Source organism: Citrobacter sp. Marseille-Q5395, assembly GCF_947057495.1.
Lineage (GTDB): Bacteria > Pseudomonadota > Gammaproteobacteria > Enterobacterales > Enterobacteriaceae > Citrobacter > Citrobacter murliniae.
In genome coordinates, this window is sequence record NZ_CAMSEL010000011.1 from 207,698 (window position 1) to 226,857 (window position 19,160).

Sequence of the window (19,160 nt, forward strand, 5' to 3'; positions counted from 1 at the left end):
TTAGTGTTTTTTCGTTGCAGATAGCGGCAGTTCTATGCGAAAGCAAACACCTTGCGCATTATCATCGACCAGATACAGTTTTCCCCGCATACGGCGGATGCAATCTCTGGCGATACTAAGCCCCAACCCGCTTCCTTTTACCGCCCCTTTCCGCTGATGACTCCCCTGGAAAAAAGGCTCGAAGATCATGGTCTTTTCTGCTTCTGGAATCGGTGTGCCGGTATTCACTATATCTATATATACCGTAGAGCCATGCAAACTGCTGCGGATACAAATGGTACCGGATTCAGCCCCATAGTGCACCGCATTGGAATAAAGATTGTCCAGCACGCTCATTAACAGCCCAGGCTCTGCCAGACAGGAACTCGCAGCCAGCGCAACATCAGTATGTATCATTTTTGAGCGAGCGGGCAGGCTATGTGCAGAAACAACGCCATCCACCAGCGGCGCTATCTCAACGTTCTTAAGCTCAATCACCTCATCAGCCAGTTTCCGGTTGTAATCCAGCAACTGCTCAATCAGTTTCTGCAGATTGCGGCTGCTGTCATCCAGAATACCGACAACCTCTTTCTGCTCCGCAGTCAGAGGACCAACCACCTGATCTGCCAGCAGTTCTGTTCCCTCACGCATACTTGCCAGCGGTGTTTTCAGCTCGTGTGAAAGGTGGCGTAAAAACTGATGCCGCTGAGACTCCAGCCATGAAAGGCGCTCGCTCAGCCAGATAATTCGCTGACCAACCGAGCGCAGTTCCCGAGGGCCGGTGAACAGTACGCTATCACCCAGCGAGCGCCCTTCCCCCAGACGGTTGATCATCCGTTCTATACCTTTAACTGGTCCGATAATCATCCGCGTGAACAGCAACACCATCGCCAGGCTGACGAGAAACAGCACCAGTGCCTGCCAGCCAAAGAACTGCCCACGCTCCGCTATATCTTGTTGTAATTGTTGCCCGCGAGAGAAAACCACCGTACGCGTTGCCTGAACCATCTCCGTATTGGCGCTGGCAAAAGCTTCAAGTCGTGCCGCCGCCACACTATCAGGGCCGCTATTTTTACACTGTAGCTGTGCGAGGTCGTTCAAATCCTGGCGCAGCGCCTGATAGAGTTTGTCATCCGGTAAAACGCCCGCATGCGCATCCAGCATATCGCTGTAGCGTTTGCGCTGACTTTGATAGACCTTCGCCAGGGTCGGATCATCAAGCACGCAGTATTGCCGATAGCTACGTTCCATCTCCAGTGCTGCATTGGTCATCGCCTCGCTTCGTCGGGCATCAATCAACGTCGTTCGGTTCGTTAACGCAGCCTGGGCGCTAAGCACGTTCAGACTCTGCCATGCCTGCCAGGCCAGCACTAACAAAGGCAGCAGGATCAGCAAAAAAGCCAACGTCACCAACTGGCGTAAAGAACGGGGGAAAACAGACCAGCGCTTCAAGGCGTTACCTCAACGGACACGAATAAGAAGATGCTAACTGAGGGAAACGCCAGATACAACAAAGCCGGGATTAACCCGGCTTTGTTATGGAATAAGGCGGTGCCTAACTCGACGTTTCGCCCGGAGATTGATATGAGCAACGCTAATATCAGAAGTTGGACGGCAGGCACCTTGTTGTGCGTCATTCGAAGTTTATGTAGCACGTCCCGAAGGGGCTGACATAAGAGGGTGAATGAGCCACTGGTTATTATTATGCAGCAACTGTGCCAACAATCAAAACATTTTATTAACACAATGATAAATATAAGAAATATGTTTAAATATGCTAAAAAGTTTTCCGTCTGTTTTTTGCACCTTTTGTCGCTAATTAGCAACACATATAACACTAAAAAATAAATAATATATAAATCAATTAATTAACTGTCTCTTTTAGGCGACACCCCGGTCGTGCCATTGTCGGCATTTGCCGACACCCTGGAGGTGTAAACGCCTCATCCCCTAACAGGATTTACGTCGCTCAACTGGACCAGACAAAAAAACCCCTCGCGAAGAGGGGCTTGATGTCTATCGTTAAGATTAGCCGAGTTGCTTACGCGCATTGCGGAAGATACGCATCCACGGGCTGTCCTCGCCCCAGTTTTCCGGGTGCCAGGAGTTGCTCACAGTACGGAATACTCGTTCCGGATGTGGCATCATAATCGTCACACGACCATTTTCGGTCGTCACCGCAGTGATCCCGTTTGGCGAACCATTCGGGTTCGCTGGATAGGTTTCAGTCACCTTGCCAAAGTTATCAACATAGCGCAGCGCTACCAGACCTTTGCTTTCCAGCCCCGCCAGATGTGCATCATCACGTACTTCCACGCGCCCTTCACCATGAGAAACGGCAATCGGCATCATTGACCCGACCATTCCCTGCAACAGCAGAGACGGGCTTTGCGTCACTTCCACCAGGCTAAAACGAGCTTCGAAACGATCAGAGTGGTTACGTACAAAGCGCGGCCACAGTTCGCTACCCGGGATCAATTCGCGCAGGTTGGACATCATCTGACAGCCGTTACATACACCAAGCGCCAGCGTCTGTGGGCGATGGAAGAAGGTTTCAAACTCATCACGCACACGGTTGTTGAACAGTATTGATTTCGCCCAGCCTTCACCGGCACCCAGTACATCACCGTAAGAGAAACCGCCACAGGCAACCAGCGCCTGGAAATTCCCCAGGCCGATACGTCCGCCCAGCAGATCGCTCATGTGAACGTCGATGGCGTCAAAGCCAGCACGGTGGAAAGCCGCGGCCATCTCAACGTGGGAGTTAACACCTTGCTCACGCAACACAGCCACTTTTGGACGCGCACCGGTGGCAATATACGGCGCGGCAACATCTTCGTTGATATCAAACGACAGTTTTACGTTAAGGCCTGGATCCGCATCGTTCGCCTTGGCATCGTGTTCCTGATCGGCACATTCCGGGTTGTCACGCAGACGCTGCATCTGCCAGGTGGTTTCTGCCCACCACATACGAAGCGTAGTGCGGCTTTCACTGAATACGGACTGGCCGTTGGCTGTCAGAGTGAAACGATCACCTGCGACTGCCTGTCCGAGGTAATGTACACAATCTGTCAGACCGTTAGCTGCGAGAACAGCCTCTACTGCATCGCGATCTGTCGCACGCACCTGAATCACTGCACCCAGCTCTTCATTAAACAGAGCAGACAGAGCGTCATCGCCAAGTGTGCTGATTTCAGCCTGAATACCACAGTGACCGGCAAATGCCATCTCAGCCAGAGTCACCAACAGACCGCCGTCTGAACGGTCATGGTAGGCCAGCAGCTTACGCTGCGCCACCAGCGCCTGAATGGCGTCATAGAAGCCCTTCAGTTGCGCGACGTCGCGTACATCAGCCGGTTTGTCACCCAACTGGCGGTAAACCTGCGCCAGTGATGTCGCACCCAGCGCATTGTGGCCAAGGCCCAGGTCAATCAACAGCAGCGCGTTCTCTTCGGTCGAGAGCTGCGGTGTAATGGTATGACGCACATCTTCCACGCGGGCAAAAGCGGTAATCACCAGCGACAGCGGCGAGGTCATCTCACGCTGTTCGTTACCTTCTTGCCAGCGGGTTTTCATCGACATGGAGTCTTTGCCCACCGGGATGGTCAGACCAAGTGCAGGGCATAATTCTTCCCCTACCGCTTTTACCGCTTCGTACAACCCGGCATCTTCACCAGGGTGACCGGCGGCCGCCATCCAGTTTGCGGACAGTTTGATACGTTTGATATCACCTATTTGCGTTGCCGCAATGTTGGTCAGCGCTTCACCTACCGCGAGGCGTGCCGAAGCGGAGAAGTCCAGCAGCGCAACCGGTGCGCGCTCGCCGATTGACATCGCTTCGCCATAGTAGCTGTCAAGGCTGGCAGTCGTCACCGCGCAGTTCGCGACCGGGATCTGCCACGGCCCCACCATCTGATCACGTGCAACCATGCCGGTAACGGTACGGTCGCCAATTGTCACCAGGAAAGTTTTTTCTGCAACTGCGGGCAGGTGCAGCACGCGTTTGACCGCATCTGCAATCGTGATATCGCTTCGATTTAACGCATCGCCTTTCGCTTTCAGCGTCTGTACATCGCGGGTCATTTTCGGTGTCTTGCCGAGCAATACATCGAGTGGCAGATCGATCGGCTGATTGTCAAAATGACGGTCATTCATAGAAAGGTGCTGTTCTTCGGTGGCTTCACCGATCACTGCATATGGTGCGCGCTCACGCTTACACAGCTCGTCAAACAACGCTAACTGGTCAGCGGCAACCGCCAGCACGTAACGTTCCTGAGATTCGTTACACCAGATTTCCAGCGGGCTCATGCCCGGCTCATCGCTGAGGATATCACGCAGTTCAAACTTACCACCGCGCCCGCCGTCGCTGACCAGCTCAGGCATAGCATTAGACAGTCCGCCTGCCCCCACATCGTGGATAAACAGAATCGGGTTGGCATCGCCCATCTGCCAGCAACGGTCAATAACCTCCTGGCAACGACGTTCCATTTCCGGATTGTCACGTTGCACGGAAGCAAAATCGAGATCGGCGTCGGACTGGCCGGAAGCCATCGAAGAGGCCGCGCCGCCGCCAAGACCGATGTTCATTGCCGGGCCTCCGAGGACGATCAGTTTCGCACCCACGACGATCTCACCTTTCTGTACGTGATCGGCGCGGATATTACCGATCCCACCGGCCAGCATGATTGGCTTGTGGTAACCGCGCAGCTCTTCGCCGTTGTGGCTGTTAACTTTTTCTTCGTAGGTACGGAAGTAACCGGTCAGCGCCGGACGACCAAATTCATTGTTAAACGCCGCCCCCCCCAGAGGACCATCGGTCATGATATCCAGCGCGGTAACAATACGTTCTGGTTTACCGAAATCTTCTTCCCACGGCTGTTCAAAGCCAGGAATTCGCAGGTTGGAGACGGAAAAACCAACCAGGCCCGCTTTCGGCTTTGCGCCGCGTCCGGTTGCGCCTTCATCACGAATTTCGCCACCGGAACCGGTCGCCGCGCCCGGCCATGGCGAGATCGCCGTCGGGTGGTTGTGAGTTTCTACTTTCATCAGGATATGTGCCGGCTCCTGATGGAAGTCATAGCGACCCGTTTGATGGTCGGCAAAGTAGCGGCCCACTTCAGAACCTTCCATCACCGCCGCGTTGTCTTTATAAGCAGACAGCACGTGATCCGGTGTGGTTTCGAAGGTGTTTTTAATCATCTTGAACAGCGACTTCGGCTGTTGTTTTCCGTCGATAACCCAGTCGGCGTTAAAAATTTTATGACGGCAGTGCTCAGAGTTGGCCTGCGCAAACATATACAATTCGATGTCGTTCGGATTGCGTCCCAGTTTGGTAAACGCATCCTGCAGATAATCAATTTCATCGTCCGCCAGCGCCAGCCCCAGGCGCAGGTTAGCGTCAATTAGCGCCTGGCGGCCTTGACCCAGCAGATCGACACTAGAAACCGGTGCCGGCTGGTGATGCACAAACAGTTTTTCCGCTTCGTCCAGCGAAGAGAATACCGTTTCCATCATGCGATCATGCAGTACGGCAGCAACGTCCTGCCACTCTTCTGCAGTCAGCGTAGAGGCTTCTACATAATAGGCGACGCCACGTTCCAGACGGCTAATCTGCTGCAGACCGCAGTTGTGGGCAATATCAGTCGCTTTAGAAGACCAGGGGGAGATGGTGCCAGGGCGAGGCGTTACCAGCAGCAGTTTGCCCTCAGGGACATGGCTGCGAAGAACAGGACCATACTTCAACAGGCGTGCAAGTTGCGCATGCTCATCCTCGTTTAACGGGGCATTCAGGTCAGCAAAATGGACATACTCGGCGTAAATATTGTGGACCTGAAGATTGGCCGCCTGAAAACGCGCCAGCAGTTTGTTAATACGGAATGCAGACAGTGCAGGCGAACCACGCAGAATTTCCATCATAAGTCTCTCGTCTTCGAAGCGCCTGAGGCGCTTATAAGTGTGCGCAAGGGGGGAAACGGGCGTCATTATAAAGAATCTACCGCAGAGACGAAACCGTTTGCGTCGAAATAAAATCACGACTTTCTCTTATCATCAAATGCGGTCAGTTTTCTGAATAAGTTGCCAACTGGCGCAAGTTTAAGCAAAATGCCGCTCATTAATGACTACTTCACTTCTTAATCAATATCACAGCAGGCTAAGATTACGCACGATTCAGAGAATTAACTAATTGAAAAAATTAAAGATTAATTATCTGTTCATCGGCATATTGACGCTGCTGCTGGCAGCGGCCCTCTGGCCATCTATCCCCTGGTTCGGTAAAGCCGACAATCGTATCGCCGCGATTCAAGCTCGGGGAGAATTGCGCGTCAGTACAATCGACTCGCCTTTAACGCACTCCACCCTTAACGGGAAAACCTTTGGTCTGGATTATGAGCTGACCCAACAGTTCGCCAGCTATTTAGGGGTGAAGTTAAAAGTCACTGTACGTCAGAATATCAGCCAACTTTTTGACGACCTGGATAACGGCGATGCCGATCTGTTAGCCGCAGGCCTGGTCTATAACAGCGAACGCGTTAAAAACTACCAGCCGGGTCCGACTTACTATTCGGTTTCGCAGCAACTGGTGTATCGGGTCGGAAAATATCGCCCCCGCACCCTTGCCAGCGTGAATGAAAATCAGCTGACTATCGCCCCCGGACATGTCGTGGTGAATGATTTGCAGCAGCTGAAAGCGAAAGAATTTCCCGAATTGAGCTGGAAGATCGATGACAAAAAAGGAACGACAGAACTGCTTGATGATGTCATCTCCGGTAAGCTCGACTATACCATTGCCGATTCAGTCGCTATCAGCCTGTACCAACGCGTGCACCCGGAGCTTGCCGTGGCGCTGGATGTTTCAGACGAACAGCCAGTAACCTGGTTTAGTCCTCTGGATGACGACAACACACTCTCCGCTGCCCTGCTGGATTTCTTTAACACTATTAATGAAGACGGTTCACTGGCGCGACTGGAAGAAAAGTATCTCGGACATGGCGATGATTTCGATTATGTCGATACTCGCACTTTTTTACGCGCTGTAGATAGCGTACTGCCTGATCTCAAACCATTGTTTGAAAAATATGCACAGGAGATAGACTGGCGGCTGCTGGCGGCTATTTCCTATCAGGAATCCCATTGGGATGCGCAGGCTACTTCCCCGACCGGCGTACGTGGCCTGATGATGTTAACCAAAAATACCGCCCAAAGCCTGGGGCTGACCGACCGGACCGACGCTGAACAGAGCATCAGCGGTGGAGCGCGTTATCTACAGGACATGATGAGTAAAGTGCCGGATACCGTACCGGAAGGAGAGCGCATCTGGTTTGCGCTTGCCGCATATAATATGGGATATGCACATATGCTGGATGCCCGGGCGTTAACGGTTAAAACCAAAGGCAATCCGGACAGCTGGGCCGATGTGAAGCAGCGCCTGCCACTGCTCAGCCAGAAGCCATATTACAACAAGCTGACGTATGGCTATGCTCGTGGCCACGAAGCCTACGCATATGTAGAAAATATTCGTAAATACCAGATAAGCCTGGTGGGATATCTGCAAGAGAAAGAAAAACAGGCGACAGAAACGCAGCAACTGGCACAGGATTACCCGGCGGTATCTCTGGCAGAATTATTAGACCAGGAGAAATTTCCTCTCTCTGCGTTTCTGTCTCAGACATCGTCTAATTACCTGACGCACTCCCCTTCACTGCTGTTTTCCTCACAGAAGAAAGAGGAAAAATAGCCGCATCCGGCTTGCTGGAACACGTAATCACTCACTTGCAGACTTTTTCAGGTTTTTGATTTCCTGACGACGCATGCGGAAGAAATCACTAAGCAGCGTGGCACATTCATCCCGTAGTATACCCTCAGTGACCTCAACCCGATGGTTCATTCCTGGATGATGTAGCACATCCATCAGCGAACCTGCGGCCCCCGTTTTCGCATCGCGCGCACCAAATACTACGCGTCCGATGCGACTATGTACCATCGCGCCAGCGCACATAACGCACGGCTCCAGGGTGACGTACAGAGTGGCGTTCAGTAAGCGGTAATTTTGTAGCACCAGACCGCCCTGACGCAGCGCCATAATTTCAGCGTGGGCTGTTGGATCATGGTGACCAATCGGCCGGTTCCAGCCTTCGCCAATAACGCGATTGTTATGTACTAATACCGCACCTACCGGGACTTCCCGCTCATCCCAGGCGCGTTTAGCCAGCGTTAAGGCGTGGCGCATCCAGTACTCATGGCTAAATTCAACATCAGACAAAGGCAGAACTCCGGTAATCAAAGCGGGCGCATTATACACAGACGCTATCGTTTACTCTATTCGAGTTGCTGAAGCTCACCGCGTGGCGTAACGCGCCAGCGATGCTGGCAAAATGAAAGCAGCGGATTGTCCTGTTTGCTATCGCTATAGCCACTGTAAAGGCGCAGCGGAGCGCCAATATGACGTTCCAGTTGCGTCACTTTCTCATGGCCCAGGCAGCGCAGAGGTAGCACCCAACCGCCGTACCCCCGCTCAATTTGGCTGGCGATAAGATTAACGCGCGGTAGCCATGGGGTGTCGAAGTAGACCTGTTCGACCAGTGACCTTGGGGATCCGGTAATCAACCAGATATCAGCGTCAGAGCTTAACAGGTAAGTCGTTAGACGCTGTTGCACGGCCGGAAAAGCCGTTACGTGCTGTCGAAACCAGCGCACGAAATCGGCCTGATGAGATTTCAGGCGCGCTTCACTCCGACCAAAAGTGCATCCCCAAAGGAGCAAGCTCATCGGCCAGCGGGCGGCGCGCCCCTGAATCAACAACCCCAGCGCAATAATCGGTAGCAGGGGCAGCACAAGCAACGCATTCAGCGGTTGGCGACGTAGCAGGTAGCGCAGAAAACTGCCGAACATATCCTGCTGGTGTAACGTACCATCCAAATCAAAAAAGACAACGCGACGCTCGTGATTGGTCAAACCTTATTCCTCTGGATCGTTGAACCCCAATAGCCAGGTAAAAAGAAACCCGGCGATAACCGCTACCAGATAGCCTAACAGATAGAACATCACTTTTCCGGCAACAATCGTCAGAGCCAGCGGTAACCCTGAGATCCCAAAAGTAATAACCGTCGCGACCTTCCAGTAACTGATCAGCGCCCCGCCGACCGCTCCGCCAAGACAAGCGCCAATAAATGGCTTACCCAGCGGCAACGTCACACCAAAAATCAGCGGCTCACCGATCCCCAGTAATCCTACTGGTAACGCACCTTTAATCACTTTTTTCAGCCGTGCGTTACGGGTTTTCATCAGAACAGCAATCGCGGCACCAATCTGCCCCACTCCCGCCATCGCCAGAATGGGAAAGAGCGCGTTATAGCCATGTGCCTGCACCAGCTCAACATGGATGGGCACCAGCCCCTGATGCAAACCGGTGAGTACCAGCGGTAGAAATGTTCCCGCCAGTACCGCGCCGACGAGGAAACCGCCGCGATCGATAGCCCAGGATGCGCCATGAGCAATGGATTCCGAAATCCAGCCACCGAGCGGTTGCAGTGCCACAATCGCGATTGTCCCGGTGATGATAGTCGTCAGCAAAGGGTTCAGGATAAGCTCCAACGAGCCCGGCAGCACCTCACGAAATTTACGCTCAATCCAGCACATCAGCGCGACCACTAACAACACCGCGATAACTCCACCGCGGCCAGGCTGTAGTGCTTCGCCAAACAGAGTAATCTGTGCCAGCTGCGGACTGGAGAGGATCCCAGCCATTACGCCGCCCATCGCTAACGAACCGCCAAACACTTTGGCGGTGTTTACCCCGACCAGGATGTTCATGATGGCAAATACGGCGCTACCGAAGATACCCATCAACCCCAGCATATTCGGATAGTGAGTAGCAAAATCACCCACAATATCCGGTCGTTTGAGGATGTTAATGATGCCGGTAATCAAACCGGAGGCGATAAACGCCGGGATCAGCGGAATAAAGACATTCGCCAGCTTGCGCAGCGCATCGCTCATTGGCGCTTTGTACTTCGCTTTCACCTGAGACTTCGTGCGTTCAATGTCATTTACATTCGGACGTTCGCCGTCATCAGCAATCAGAGAACGCATGGCATCCACCACTTTGGCGGCCTTACCGGGACCAACAATAATCTGATGCTGCGCCCCCTGCTTCACATAGCCACTGACACCGGGTAACTGCTTCAGCCGGGAAATGTCCAGTTGGTCGTCATCCTGCACTTCCACCCTGACGCGCGTCATACAGTTTTCCAGGCGCAGAATATTTTTCTCTCCGCCAATCCCCAGCAGGATGTCGCTGGCAAGAACCGCCGTTTTGTCCATATGCACCTCTAGTGTTCTAACGCCGCGCGCAAAAAACCCTGGTGAGCGGAAAGTTTGGCTCTGGCTGCGGTTGCATCCAACCCGGTTAGCGCCATCAGTATGGCGGGTTTAACATCAAAGTCAGTCTGTTTCAGCAGTGTCTCGGCCTCTTCACGCGCAATGCCGGTAGCTTCCACCACCATGCGACACGCCCGGTCTACCAGCTTGACGTTGGTCGCTTTCATATCCACCATCAGGTTCTGATATACCTTGCCAAATTTCACCATTGCCCCAGTGGATATCATATTGAGCACCAGCTTTTGCGCAGTACCTGACTTCAGACGCGTTGACCCCGTCAGGGCCTCCGGACCTACAACCGGAGAGATGGCGATATCAGCTTCACGGGCGACAGGGGAATCCGGATTACAGGAGATCGCCACCGTCGTGCAGCCCACTTTGCGAGCATATTGCAGACCGCCTATCACGTACGGCGTACGTCCTGACGCCGCCAGACCAACAACCAGGTCCTGCATGCGAAGATTGAGTGCCCGAAGATCATCTTCTCCCAACTGAGGGTTATCTTCTGCGCCTTCAACCGCCTTCAGCAACGCGCCCGGACCTCCGGCAATAAGCCCGACAACCAGACCATGTTGCACACCAAAGGTCGGTGGACATTCAGAAGCATCCAGCACGCCAAGACGACCGCTGGTGCCTGCACCCATGTAAATAATCCGCCCGCCTGCTTTTAACGCGTCAGCTGCCGCATCGACCGCATGCGCAACTTCAGAAAGCGTTGCTTTTACTGCTTCCGCTACCAGCGTATCCTGTTGATTAAAACGATGAACCAGCTCAAGCGTGGATAAAGCATCGAGATCCATCGTCTGTGGATTGCGGGTTTCTGATACTAACGCACCGAGATTCATTTTTTGTTCCTTAGGAATTTTTAATTCATAATAATCCGCCATAATGGAATATTATATTCACCCAGGCGAGTGAAATTTTGTTTTGTAATCGCCATCACGTTTTCGCCAGGAGACAGCATGAACTGTTTGATTCGCATTCGTCAGCGTTACCCGGACCTCGCGCAAAGCGATAAAAAGCTTGCGGATTACCTCCTTGCTCATCCGGATGATGCGCGTCATCTCAGCTCACAGCAACTGGCCTGCGAGGCAGGCGTCAGCCAGTCCAGCGTCGTGAAGTTCGCACAGAAAATGGGATTCAAAGGATTTCCGGCACTAAAACTGGCGATCAGCGAAGCGCTGGCCAGTAATCCCAATCCACATTCTGTTCCAGTGCACAATCAGATCCGCGGTGACGATCCCATGCTTCTGGTCGGAGATAAACTGATTAAAGAGAATGTGGCAGCAATGCATGCAACTCTGGATATCAACAGTGAAGAGAAGCTGATGGAAAGCGTTACAATGCTGCGGTCTGCCCGTCGCATTGTACTGACAGGTATTGGCGCATCCGGTCTGGTCGCGCAGAATTTTGCCTGGAAGCTGTTGAAGATTGGATTTAATGCGGTAGTTGAACGCGATATGCACGCCTTGCTGGCGACCGTACAGGCAATGTCACCAAACGATCTCTTGCTGGCAATTTCGTATACAGGGGAGCGACGCGAGCTCAATCTGGCTGCCGATGAAACATTACGCACCGGAGCAAAAATCCTCGCCATCACCGGATTTACCCCCAATGCTCTGCAGCAACGTGCAACCCGTTGCCTGTACACCATTGCAGAGGAGCAGGCCACTCGGAGCGCTGCGATTTCATCCACTCATGCGCAAATGATGCTTACCGATTTGTTGTTTATGGCGCTGGTTCAGCAGGATCTGGAGCACGCGCCGGAGCGTATCCGTCACAGCGAAGCGTTGGTAAAAAAACTGGTCTGAGCAAAGAATGCGCGTATAATGCCCGCCCGATTTGTGATGTTTTGAGAGTTTCCTGATGGCCCTGTTAATCACTAAAAAGTGTATCAATTGCGATATGTGCGAACCCGAATGCCCGAACGAGGCGATTTCGATGGGTGACAGCATCTACGAGATTAACAGCGACAAATGTACCGAATGTGTAGGACATTACGACACGCCGACCTGCCAGAAAGTGTGCCCAATCCCCAATACTATTTTGAAAGATCCGGCACATGTCGAAACAGAAGAACAGCTGTGGGATAAGTTTGTATTAATGCACCACGCAGACAAACTTTAACTCTCGATAATCACCGTGGCACAGGCGTAGTGACGTTCATCAGCCAGCGTCACATGCATATGCGCCACACCGAGCTTTTCTGCCAGCTTTAACGCCTCTCCCCACAACCGCAGACTCGGTTTGCCAAGTTCATCGTTAAACACCTCGAACTGATTGAACGCCAGTCCGTTGCGGATACCGGTACCAAAAGCTTTTGCCGCCGCCTCTTTTACCGCAAACCGCTTTGCCAGAAAACGCACCGGCTGCTGATGCGTTTCCCAGATAGCCCATTCGTTATCGCTCAGAACCCGTCTGGCAAGACGATCGCCGGTACGAGAGATCACCGCCTCAATGCGAGCAATCTCCACGATATCCGTACCTAATCCCAGAATTGCCATTAGCCACGCGCTTCCAGCATCAGGCGTTTCATTTCCACAACCGCATCTTTCAGGCCGCTCATTACCGCGCGTCCGATGATCGCATGGCCGATGTTCAGTTCGTGCATTTCCGGGATCCGTGCAATCGCTTTGACGTTATGGTAAGTCAGACCGTGACCAGCATTAACCTTCAGCCCCAGACTGGCTGCGAAGGTCGCAGCCTTAGAGATACGCGCCAGTTCATTGGCCTGTTCCGCGTCGTTTTTTGCATCGGCATAGCAGCCAGTATGAATTTCAATGTACGGCGCGCCCACTTCGGCGGCTGCTTTAATCTGATCTTCGTCGGCATCAATAAACAGCGATACCAGGATCCCCGCATCCGCAAGTCGTTTGCAGGCATCACGCATTTTGTCACGCTGACCTGCTACGTCCAGGCCACCTTCGGTGGTGACTTCCTGGCGTTTTTCCGGCACCAGGCAGCAAAAATGCGGCTTTGTCTCAACGGCGATGGCCAGCATCTCTTCCGTCACAGCCATTTCCAGGTTCATGCGCGTATCCAGCGTTTGACGCAGTATACGCACATCTCTGTCGGTAATATGGCGTCGATCTTCACGCAGATGTACGGTAATACCATCCGCACCTGCTTGCTCAACGATAAACGCCGCCTGAACCGGATCCGGATATGCGGTGCCGCGTGCATTACGTAAAGTGGCAATATGGTCAATGTTGACGCCTAACAGTAATTCAGCCATGACAATCCTCGTTAATCATTATTTGTTTTTACTGCGCGTTTTGGCATAAATTGCCGGAACAGTTCCCGGCTTTTTAACGGTTTACCACCAAGATACGGCTTTAACGCCATGCGGGTAAAGCGTTTCGCGGCACGTAGCGTATCAGCATCCGGAAATTCTCGCGACTCAAGTGCTTTCAAATGCCGCCCGGTAAAGGTGCTGTTATCGATCACCACACTGGCGATAAATCCTTTTTCTTCACGATAACGGTAGGTCATGGTGTCTTCGACCGACTCGCCGCTACCGGCACAGTGGGTGAAATCCACGCCATAGCCCAGATGACCAAGTAAAGCCAGCTCAAAACGACGCAAGGCGGGCTCAGGTGAGCCAGTCGCGCCAGCCAGCGCCTGAATGCAATTCAGGTAGTCGAAGAAGAGTTCGGAAAAGCGGGTCTCGTACTCAAGCACCCGAGAAATGAGTTCGTTGATATAAAGACCGCTGTAAAGCGTGATACCACTTAGAGGAAGCGCCAGAGAGACGGCTTCAGCGCTACGCAGGGTTTTGACCTCACCACGTCCACCAAAGCGAAGTAATAGCGGCGTAAAAGGCTGAAGTGCGCCTTTAAGATTGGAACGTTTGGAACGTGCGCCTTTAGCCACAAGGCGCACGCGACCCGACTCTTCCGTGAAGACGTCCAGCACCAGGCTGGTTTCGCTCCACGGGCGGCTATGTAAGACAAAGGCTCGTTGCCATCCTTCCATCATATCCGCCGTCTTTTCAGAACAGGGAATTAAACGTCGTCGCCGTAACCGAGACTGCGCAGTGCTCGCTCGTCATCAGCCCAGCCAGATTTTACTTTCACCCACAGTTCAAGGTGCACAGGCGCTTCGAACATCTCCTGCATGTCTTTACGCGCTTCGATACCGATGGTTTTGATTTTGGCCCCTTTGTTGCCAATCACCATCTTCTTCTGCCCTTCACGTTCAACAAGGATCAGGCCGTTGATATCGTAGCCGCCACGTTCGTTAGAGACAAAACGCTCAATCTCAACGGTAACGGAATACGGCAGTTCAGCCCCCAGAAAACGCATCAGCTTTTCGCGAATGATTTCTGAAGCCATAAAGCGCTGAGAGCGATCGGTAATGTAATCTTCCGGGAAGTGATGAATCGCTTCTGGCAGATGCTTACGCACGATACCTGCAACGGTATCGACATTCATGCCGGTTTCGGCAGAAATGGGGACGATATCCAGGAAGTTCATCTGGCTTGCCAGGAACTGCAGGTGCGGCAGCAGATCGGCCTTCTCCTGTACGTTATCAACTTTGTTGATCGCCAGGATAACCGGTGCTTTACCGTCACGCAGTTTATTCAGCACCATCTCGTCGTCCGGCGTCCAACGAGTGCCTTCCACGACAAAAATAACCAGCTCAACGTCGCCAATAGAACTGCTGGCAGCCTTGTTCATCAGACGGTTGATGGCTCGTTTCTCTTCCATATGCAGGCCCGGGGTATCAACATAAATAGCCTGATACGCGCCTTCAGTATGGATCCCGACAATACGGTGACGTGTTGTCTGCGCCTTACGTGAGGTGATGGAAATCTTCTGCCCAAGCAGATTATTCAACAGGGTGGATTTACCAACGTTCGGACGACCGACGATGGCAATAAATCCGCAATAGGTTTTTTCTTCGCTCATTCCAGCTCCAGTTTTTTTAACGCCTGTTCGGCGGCAGCTTGCTCAGCCTTACGACGGCTTGAACCTGTGCCAACCACCGGTTCACTCAGGCCGCTAACCTGGCAGTGGATAGTAAATTCTTGATCGTGCGCTTCGCCCCGGACCTGTACTACCAGATAAGACGGCAGCGGCAGGTGGCGACCCTGCAAATATTCCTGCAAACGCGTTTTCGGATCTTTTTGTTTATCGCCGGGACTAATTTCATCCAGACGGGTTTGATACCAGTTAAGAATAAGTTGTTCAACAGTCTGAATATCGCTGTCGAGGAAGACACCGCCGATCAATGCTTCGACAGTATCAGCCAGGATAGATTCACGACGAAAACCGCCGCTTTTCAGCTCACCAGGCCCCAAACGTAAACATTCACCGAGGTCAAACTCACGGGCTAATTCCGCCAGCGTATTACCACGTACCAGCGTGGCACGCATGCGGCTCATATCACCTTCGTCCACACGAGGGAAACGATGATATAGCGCATTAGCGATAACAAAGCTCAAAATAGAGTCGCCTAAAAATTCTAAACGCTCGTTATGTTTGCTGCTGGCGCTACGGTGAGTTAATGCCTGCTGCAACAGCTCCTGATGATTAAAAGTGTAGCCCAGCTTCCGTTGAAGCCGATTAATTACGATGGGGTTCATGCGATACCAATAAATGAATGCGTCAACAATCCAGCACACGAAACAGACCTGATATACACAATCCGGGTAGCCGTTTCGGCATAGCCAGAATGCTTATGTATACGAACCAACGCTGTTTCGTGTGCCGTGGCAACCTAACGCTGCCAACCTAAAACTTCGGGGGAATATTCTATACACAACGACAAGGGATGTCGTTAGTCTGCGGGAATTTATCCAAGAAATAATTCACGCTGTCGCCATAATGACGACAACGTGAACGATTATCAGAGATTAGTGAATACCACCAATACGGCTTAAACGAACACCGGTCGGCCACTCACCTTCCTGCTTATCAAAGCTCATCCAGATAGCTGTCGCTTTACCCACCAGATTCGCTTCCGGTACAAATCCCCAGTAACGGCTGTCCGCGCTGTTATCACGGTTATCACCCATCATGAAGTATTGTCCCGGCGGGACTATCCAGGTCGCGAGTTGCTGCCCTGGCTGACGGAAATACATCCCCACCTGATCCTGCGCGATCGGCACGGTCAGAATGCGATGCGTTACATCACCCAGAGTCTCTTTACGCTCGGTCAGACGAATCCCGTTTTCTTTTGTTTCGTTCAGCGGAACCTCGAAGAAACCACTGGTAGCTTCTCCGCCATTACGACGAGCAAACGTCTGCACGAAATCACTCGGCTGAACATCAGAATACGTTACCGGCAATGCGTTTTCACATGCCTGACCGGAGCTGCACCCGGGCTGAATGGTGACCTCTTTAGCCACTGGATCGTACGTCACTTTGTCTCCCGGTAAACCGACAGCGCGTTTGATGTAATCCAGACGCGGATCTTCCGGGTATTTAAACACCACGATATCACCACGTTTCGGATGGCCTGTTTCAATTAACGTTTTCTGATAAATCGGATCTTTAATTCCGTAGGCAAATTTCTCTACCAGTATAAAGTCGCCAATTAACAGTGTCGGCATCATCGAACCCGACGGGATCTGAAACGGTTCATAAATAAACGAGCGCACCACCAGCACAATCGCCAGCACCGGAAAAACAGATGCCCCCGTCTCCAGCCAGCCCGGCTTAGGGGAGACTTTTTTCAGCGTTGCGTTATCCAGTGAATCACCCGCTGCAGCTTGTGCCGCCGCCTGACGCTCCCGGCGTTTTGGTGCAAAGACAAATTTATCAATGCACCATAAAATGCCCGTCACCAGTGTGGCAATCACCAGAATCAGGGCAAACATATTCGCCATGCCAACTCCTTAGGATTATTTACTGTCTTTACCGACATGCAGAATGGCGAGGAACGCTTCCTGCGGCAGTTCGACGTTACCGATCTGCTTCATGCGCTTTTTACCTTCTTTCTGTTTCTGCAGCAGCTTTTTCTTACGGCTGATATCACCACCGTAGCACTTCGCCAGAACGTTTTTACGCAACTGCTTAACCGTTGAACGCGCGATAATATGCGTACCAATGGCCGCCTGAATCGCGATATCAAACTGCTGGCGAGGGATCAGATCTTTCATCTTCTCTACCAGTTCGCGACCACGGCTCTGAGAGTTATCGCGATGGGTAATCAGCGCCAGCGCATCGACACGTTCATTGTTGATGAGTACATCAACACGCACCATGTCAGAGGTCTGGAAGCGTTTGAAGTTATAATCCAGCGACGCATAGCCGCGAGAGGTCGACTTCAGACGGTCGAAGAAGTCGAGCACCACTTCTGCCATCGGAATTTCATAGGTCAGCGCAACCTGGTTACCGTGGTAAACCATGTTGGTCTGTACGCCACGCTTCTCAATACACAGTGTAATAACGTTGCCCAGGTAAGCCTGAGGCAGCAGCATGTGACACTCAGCGATCGGCTCACGCAGTTCGTAAATGTTATTCAGCGGCGGCAGCTTGGACGGGCTATCGACATAGATAGTTTCTTTCGACGTGGTTTCCACTTCGTAGACTACAGTCGGCGCGGTGGTGATCAGATCCAGATCGTATTCACGTTCCAGACGTTCCTGAATGATCTCCATGTGCAGCAGGCCAAGGAAGCCACAGCGGAAACCGAAGCCCAGTGCGGTAGAGCTCTCCGGCTCGTAAAAAAGCGAAGCATCGTTCAGGCTCAGCTTACCAAGCGCATCACGGAAGTTTTCGTAATCGTCAGAGCTGACCGGGAACAAACCGGCATATACCTGCGGTTTCACTTTTTTAAAACCTGGCAACGCTTTGTCTGCCGGGTTACGAGCCTGTGTCAGCGTATCGCCAACCGGTGCGCCGAGAATGTCTTTAATTGCACAAACCAGCCAGCCCACTTCACCACATTTCAGTTCGGTACGGTCAACCTGTTTTGGTGTGAAGATCCCCAGACGATCGGCGTTATAAACCTGTCCGGTACTCATCACTTTGATTTTGTCACCTTTACGCATAGTGCCGTTTTTAATACGCACTAGCGAAACCACGCCGAGGTAGTTATCGAACCAGGAGTCAATGATCAGCGCCTGTAACGGACCTTCCGGATCACCTTCCGGCGGTGGAATATCTCGTACCAGACGTTCCAGAACGTCTGTCACGCCAACCCCGGTTTTCGCTGAGCAGCGAACGGCATCAGTCGCATCAATACCGACGATATCTTCAATCTCTTCCGCCACACGCTCAGGATCAGCGGCAGGCAGGTCAATTTTGTTTAATACCGGCACCACTTCGAGATCCATTTCCATGGCGGTATAGCAGTTAGCCAGCGTTTGCGCTTCAACACCCTGCCCGGCGTCGACAACCAGCAGTGCGCCTTCACAGGCAGCAAGCGAGCGGGAAACTTCATACGAGAAGTCAACGTGTCCCGGGGTGTCGATAAAGTTAAGCTGATAGGTTTCACCATCAGATGCTTTGAAATCGAGCGTCACGCTCTGCGCTTTGATAGTAATACCGCGCTCACGCTCAAGATCCATCGAGTCGAGAACCTGCGCTTCCATTTCACGGTCAGACAGGCCACCGCAGATCTGGATAATACGGTCAGACAGCGTCGATTTACCGTGGTCGATGTGAGCTATGATTGAAAAGTTACGTATGTTCTTCATATAGAGTAGTTATTGTGCCTTACGCCTGATTCGACAGGCTCTGAGAAGTCGCTGTTCTGAGCTTAACGTCTGTTTAAGTGAAACGCCGCATTCTACACTACAACGCTGAGGCGAGGAAATGTTCATAGAGCAAGGATAGCGGGAACTGGAAACAACT

At 52.3% G+C, this 19,160-nt stretch carries 16 protein-coding genes; 3 read left to right on the plus strand and 13 right to left on the minus strand.

Features of this window, described 5'->3' with window-relative positions; all coding sequences use genetic code 11:
• Both qseE and purL read right to left on the minus strand, forming a co-directional pair.
• Complete coding sequence (gene qseE / locus OH663_RS14755; protein ID WP_045446234.1) at nucleotides 1-1,431, minus strand: two component system sensor histidine kinase QseE/GlrK; 1,431 nt, start codon at nucleotides 1,429-1,431, stop codon at nucleotides 1-3.
• A 576-nt stretch (nucleotides 1,432-2,007) separates the two neighbouring features.
• Nucleotides 2,008-5,895 (minus strand): phosphoribosylformylglycinamidine synthase, encoded by a 3,888-nt coding sequence (gene purL, locus OH663_RS14760; RefSeq protein ID WP_200010338.1) that lies wholly within the window; start codon nucleotides 5,893-5,895, stop codon nucleotides 2,008-2,010.
• A gap of 268 nt (nucleotides 5,896-6,163) precedes the next feature.
• Between purL and mltF the strand changes: the two genes are divergently transcribed.
• Nucleotides 6,164-7,714 carry a membrane-bound lytic murein transglycosylase MltF gene (gene mltF / locus OH663_RS14765; RefSeq protein ID WP_200010340.1) on the plus strand — a complete coding sequence of 517 codons (1,551 nt, stop codon included), beginning with the start codon at nucleotides 6,164-6,166 and terminating at the stop codon, nucleotides 7,712-7,714.
• Between the two features lie 27 nt (nucleotides 7,715-7,741).
• Here mltF and tadA read toward each other — a convergent pair whose 3' ends face one another.
• Genes tadA through murQ form a run of 4 tightly spaced genes read right to left on the minus strand, consistent with a single transcriptional unit; the run spans nucleotide 7,742 to nucleotide 11,201 of the window.
• On the minus strand, nucleotides 7,742-8,278 hold the full coding sequence (gene tadA, locus OH663_RS14770; RefSeq protein WP_200010342.1) for a tRNA adenosine(34) deaminase TadA: 537 nt from the start codon (nucleotides 8,276-8,278) through the stop codon (nucleotides 7,742-7,744).
• 17 nt (nucleotides 8,279-8,295) lie between these two features.
• Entirely contained in the window at nucleotides 8,296-8,931 is a 636-nt protein-coding gene (yfhb, locus tag OH663_RS14775) for a phosphatidylglycerophosphatase C (protein ID WP_200010344.1), read from the minus strand.
• 3 nt (nucleotides 8,932-8,934) lie between these two features.
• Nucleotides 8,935-10,299: a PTS transporter subunit EIIC gene (locus tag OH663_RS14780; RefSeq protein ID WP_045446252.1), complete on the minus strand. Its 1,365-nt coding sequence runs from the start codon at nucleotides 10,297-10,299 to the stop codon at nucleotides 8,935-8,937.
• Between the two features lie 8 nt (nucleotides 10,300-10,307).
• On the minus strand, nucleotides 10,308-11,201 hold the full coding sequence (gene murQ, locus OH663_RS14785; RefSeq protein ID WP_200010346.1) for an N-acetylmuramic acid 6-phosphate etherase: 894 nt from the start codon (nucleotides 11,199-11,201) through the stop codon (nucleotides 10,308-10,310).
• Nucleotides 11,202-11,318: 117 nt separating this feature from the next.
• Here murQ and OH663_RS14790 point away from each other — a divergent pair, with 117 nt between their 5' ends.
• The gene (locus OH663_RS14790) at nucleotides 11,319-12,167 is read left to right on the plus strand and encodes a MurR/RpiR family transcriptional regulator (protein ID WP_045446258.1); all 849 of its coding nucleotides are present in this window, start codon (nucleotides 11,319-11,321) and stop codon (nucleotides 12,165-12,167) included.
• Between the two features lie 55 nt (nucleotides 12,168-12,222).
• On the plus strand, nucleotides 12,223-12,483 hold the full coding sequence (locus tag OH663_RS14795) for a YfhL family 4Fe-4S dicluster ferredoxin (protein ID WP_003037590.1): 261 nt from the start codon (nucleotides 12,223-12,225) through the stop codon (nucleotides 12,481-12,483).
• Here OH663_RS14795 and acpS read toward each other — a convergent pair.
• From acpS to lepA, 7 genes are all read right to left on the minus strand, one after another.
• The gene (gene acpS / locus OH663_RS14800; protein WP_045446261.1) at nucleotides 12,480-12,860 is read right to left on the minus strand and encodes a holo-ACP synthase; all 381 of its coding nucleotides are present in this window, start codon (nucleotides 12,858-12,860) and stop codon (nucleotides 12,480-12,482) included. The genes OH663_RS14795 and acpS overlap by 4 nt on opposite strands.
• Complete coding sequence (gene pdxJ / locus OH663_RS14805) at nucleotides 12,860-13,591, minus strand: pyridoxine 5'-phosphate synthase (RefSeq protein ID WP_045446263.1); 732 nt, start codon at nucleotides 13,589-13,591, stop codon at nucleotides 12,860-12,862. The genes acpS and pdxJ overlap by 1 nt, the downstream gene beginning before the upstream one ends.
• 11 nt (nucleotides 13,592-13,602) lie before the next feature.
• Nucleotides 13,603-14,331, minus strand: coding sequence for a DNA repair protein RecO (gene recO, locus OH663_RS14810; RefSeq protein ID WP_045449747.1), 729 nt, complete (start codon nucleotides 14,329-14,331; stop codon nucleotides 13,603-13,605).
• A gap of 29 nt (nucleotides 14,332-14,360) precedes the next feature.
• Entirely contained in the window at nucleotides 14,361-15,266 is a 906-nt protein-coding gene (gene era, locus OH663_RS14815) for a GTPase Era (RefSeq protein ID WP_045446265.1), read from the minus strand.
• The gene (rnc, locus tag OH663_RS14820; RefSeq protein WP_003037579.1) at nucleotides 15,263-15,943 is read right to left on the minus strand and encodes a ribonuclease III; all 681 of its coding nucleotides are present in this window, start codon (nucleotides 15,941-15,943) and stop codon (nucleotides 15,263-15,265) included. Before rnc ends, era begins: the two co-directional genes overlap by 4 nt.
• Before the next feature lie 270 nt (nucleotides 15,944-16,213).
• Nucleotides 16,214-17,188, minus strand: a complete 975-nt coding sequence (lepB, locus tag OH663_RS14825) for a signal peptidase I (protein ID WP_048220793.1) — start codon at nucleotides 17,186-17,188, stop codon at nucleotides 16,214-16,216.
• A gap of 15 nt (nucleotides 17,189-17,203) precedes the next feature.
• Complete coding sequence (gene lepA, locus OH663_RS14830; protein WP_048220792.1) at nucleotides 17,204-19,003, minus strand: translation elongation factor 4; 1,800 nt, start codon at nucleotides 19,001-19,003, stop codon at nucleotides 17,204-17,206.
• Between the last annotated feature and the right edge of the window lie 157 nt (nucleotides 19,004-19,160).

Coding starts and splice junctions, on each gene's coding strand:
- lepA (WP_048220792.1), bottom strand. CDS start 19,003: ATGAAGAACATACGTAACTTTTCAATCATAGCTCACATCGACCACGGT.
- lepB (WP_048220793.1), bottom strand. CDS start 17,188: ATGGCGAATATGTTTGCCCTGATTCTGGTGATTGCCACACTGGTGACG.
- pdxJ (WP_045446263.1), bottom strand. CDS start 13,591: ATGGCTGAATTACTGTTAGGCGTCAACATTGACCATATTGCCACTTTA.
- rnc (WP_003037579.1), bottom strand. CDS start 15,943: ATGAACCCCATCGTAATTAATCGGCTTCAACGGAAGCTGGGCTACACT.
- OH663_RS14780 (WP_045446252.1), bottom strand. CDS start 10,299: ATGGACAAAACGGCGGTTCTTGCCAGCGACATCCTGCTGGGGATTGGC.
- acpS (WP_045446261.1), bottom strand. CDS start 12,860: ATGGCAATTCTGGGATTAGGTACGGATATCGTGGAGATTGCTCGCATT.
- OH663_RS14795 (WP_003037590.1), top strand. CDS start 12,223: ATGGCCCTGTTAATCACTAAAAAGTGTATCAATTGCGATATGTGCGAA.
- purL (WP_200010338.1), bottom strand. CDS start 5,895: ATGATGGAAATTCTGCGTGGTTCGCCTGCACTGTCTGCATTCCGTATT.
- era (WP_045446265.1), bottom strand. CDS start 15,266: ATGAGCGAAGAAAAAACCTATTGCGGATTTATTGCCATCGTCGGTCGT.
- murQ (WP_200010346.1), bottom strand. CDS start 11,201: ATGAATCTCGGTGCGTTAGTATCAGAAACCCGCAATCCACAGACGATG.
- recO (WP_045449747.1), bottom strand. CDS start 14,331: ATGGAAGGATGGCAACGAGCCTTTGTCTTACATAGCCGCCCGTGGAGC.
- OH663_RS14790 (WP_045446258.1), top strand. CDS start 11,319: ATGAACTGTTTGATTCGCATTCGTCAGCGTTACCCGGACCTCGCGCAA.